Below are 3429 nucleotides of genomic sequence, written 5' to 3'. Positions count from 1 at the left end.
GTTGCCAACCGTTCGGAAATTGCCATCCGCGTGTTTCGCGCGGCCAACGAGCTCGGGATAAAAACGGTCGCGATATGGGCGGAAGAAGATAAACTGGCACTGCATAGGTTTAAGGCCGACGAGAGTTACCAGGTCGGCCGTGGACCGCATCTTGCCCGTGATCTCGGCCCAATCGAGAGCTATCTGTCGATCGACGAAGTGATCCGCGTCGCCAAGCTTTCGGGCGCCGATGCGATCCATCCGGGTTACGGCCTGCTGTCGGAAAGCCCGGAATTCGTCGATGCCTGTAACAAGGCAGGCATCATCTTCATCGGCCCGACGGCCGATACCATGCGTCAGCTCGGCAACAAGGTCGCGGCGCGCAACCTCGCCATCTCCGTCGGCGTTCCTGTCGTGCCGGCAACGGAGCCGCTGCCGGATGATATGGCCGAAGTCGCTCGTATGGCGGCGGCGATCGGCTATCCCGTTATGCTCAAGGCTTCCTGGGGCGGCGGTGGACGCGGCATGCGCGTCATTCGCTCGGAAGCCGATCTCGCCCGCGAGGTGACGGAAGCCAAGCGCGAGGCGATGGCTGCCTTCGGCAAGGACGAGGTCTATCTGGAAAAGCTCGTCGAGCGCGCTCGTCACGTCGAAAGCCAGATTCTGGGCGATACGCACGGCAACGTCGTACATCTCTTCGAGCGCGACTGCTCGATCCAGCGCCGCAACCAGAAAGTCGTCGAGCGCGCGCCGGCGCCTTACCTCAGCGAGGCGCAGCGCCAGGAACTCGCGGCCTATTCGCTGAAGATCGCGGGTGCCACCAATTACATCGGCGCCGGTACCGTCGAATATCTGATGGACGCCGACACCGGCAAATTCTACTTCATCGAAGTCAATCCGCGCATCCAGGTCGAGCACACGGTCACCGAAGTCGTTACCGGCATCGATATCGTCAAGGCGCAGATCCACATTCTTGACGGCTTCGCGATTGGCACGCCGGAATCGGGCGTGCCCGCGCAGAATGACATTCGCCTCAACGGCCACGCTCTGCAGTGCCGCATCACGACCGAAGATCCCGAGCACAACTTCATCCCTGACTATGGCCGCATCACCGCTTACCGTTCGGCATCCGGCTTCGGCATTCGCCTTGATGGCGGCACCTCCTATTCCGGTGCGATCATCACCCGCTATTACGATCCGCTGCTGGTCAAGGTCACGGCCTGGGCGCCGAGCCCGTCTGAAGCGATCTCGCGCATGGACCGTGCGCTGCGCGAATTCCGCATCCGCGGCGTTGCCACCAACCTGACCTTCCTGGAAGCGATCATCACGCATCCGAAGTTTAGGGATAACAGTTACACCACACGCTTCATAGACTCGACGCCGGAACTCTTCCAGCAGGTTAAACGTGCTGACCGTGCAACTAAGCTGCTCACCTATTTGGCGGACGTGACGGTCAATGGCCATCCGGAAGCCAAGGACCGCCCGAAGCCATCGGCGGACATCGCCGAGCCGGTCGTCCCCTATACCAACGGCAATGGGATTCCCGACGGCACCAAGCAGCTTCTAGACAAGCTCGGCCCGAAGAAGTTCGGCGAGTGGATGCGCAATGAGAAACGCGTGCTGATGACCGATACGACGATGCGCGATGGCCATCAGTCGCTGCTTGCCACGCGCATGCGTACCTACGACATTGCCCGGATCGCCGGCACCTACGCGCATGCGTTGCCGAACCTGCTGTCGCTGGAATGCTGGGGCGGCGCGACCTTCGACGTCTCGATGCGCTTCCTGACGGAAGATCCATGGGAGCGCCTGTCGCTGGTCCGCGAAGCGGCACCAAATCTGCTGCTGCAGATGCTGCTGCGCGGCGCCAATGGCGTCGGCTACAAGAACTATCCTGACAACGTCGTCAAATACTTCGTCCGCCAGGCAGCTGCCGGCGGTATTGATCTCTTCCGCGTCTTCGACTGCTTGAACTGGGTCGAGAACATGCGCGTCTCGATGGATGCGGTGGCCGAAGAGAACAAGCTCTGTGAAGCAGCGATCTGCTACACCGGCGATATCCTGAACTCCGCGCGCCCGAAGTACGATCTCAAGTACTATACGGACCTCGCCGTAGAGCTCGAAAAGGCCGGCGCGCATATCATCGCACTGAAGGACATGGCCGGCCTGTTGAAGCCGGCTGCCGCCAAGGTGTTGTTCAAGGCACTGCGCGACGCTACCAGCCTGCCGATCCATTTCCACACGCACGACACTTCGGGCATCGCCGCCGCGACGGTTCTCGCCGCCGTCGATGCTGGCGTCGACGCCGTCGATGCCGCGATGGACGCTCTGTCCGGCAATACTTCGCAGCCCTGTCTCGGCTCGATCGTCGAGGCGCTGCGTGGTTCAGAGCGCGATCCGGGTCTCGATCCGGAATGGATCCGCCGTATCTCCTTCTACTGGGAAGCGGTGCGTCATCAGTATGCGGCCTTCGAAAGCGACCTGAAGGGGCCGGCCTCGGAAGTCTATCTGCACGAAATGCCGGGTGGCCAGTTCACCAACCTCAAGGAACAGGCCCGCTCGCTCGGCCTCGAGACCCGCTGGCACCAAGTGGCGCAGGCCTATGCCGACGCCAACCAGATGTTCGGCGACATCGTCAAGGTGACGCCGTCCTCGAAGGTCGTTGGCGATATGGCGCTGATGATGGTTTCGCAGGACCTGACGGTCGCCGATGTTGTCAGCGCCGACAAGGAAGTCTCCTTTCCAGAGTCGGTCGTCTCGATGCTGAAGGGCGATCTCGGTCAGCCTCCTTCCGGCTGGCCAGAAGCACTGCAGAAGAAGGCACTGAAGGGTGACGCGCCCTATACGGTGCGTCCGGGCTCGCTGCTTGCCGATGCCGACCTCGATGCCGAGCGCAAGACGATCGAGACCAAGCTGGAGCGCGAGGTCAGCGATTTCGAGTTTGCTTCGTACCTCATGTATCCGAAGGTCTTCACCGACTTCGCACTGGCCTCCGACACCTATGGCCCGGTCTCTGTCTTGCCGACGCCGGCCTATTTCTACGGCCTGGCGGACGGCGAGGAGCTGTTTGCCGACATCGAAAAGGGCAAGACGCTTGTCATCGTCAATCAAGCGATGAGCCAGACCGACAGTCAAGGCATGGTCACTGTCTTCTTCGAGCTCAACGGCCAGCCACGCCGCATTAAGGTTCCGGATCGCGCTCACGGTGCGACCGGTGCCGCCGCCCGCCGCAAGGCGGAACCCGGTAATGCCGCGCATGTCGGTGCGCCGATGCCGGGCGTCATTTCCCGCGTCTTCGTCTCGCCGGGCCAGACGGTCAACGCCGGCGACGTTCTCGTCTCCATCGAGGCGATGAAGATGGAAACGGCGATCCATGCCGAAAAGGACGGTGCGATCGCGGAAGTGCTGGTCAAGGCGGGCGATCAGATCGACGCCAAGGACCTGTTGGTC

At 61.8% G+C, this 3429-nt stretch carries 1 protein-coding gene; it reads left to right on the top strand.

The features are described 5' to 3' along the window. On the top strand, positions 1-3429 hold a 3429-nt coding region (gene pyc / locus FHT97_RS30540; protein ID WP_183865203.1), incomplete at both ends, for a pyruvate carboxylase.

The sequence above is a fragment of the Rhizobium sp. BK399 genome (assembly GCF_014194695.1).
Classification (GTDB): domain Bacteria; phylum Pseudomonadota; class Alphaproteobacteria; order Rhizobiales; family Rhizobiaceae; genus Rhizobium.
This window is presented reverse-complemented; position numbering and strand designations above follow the sequence as displayed.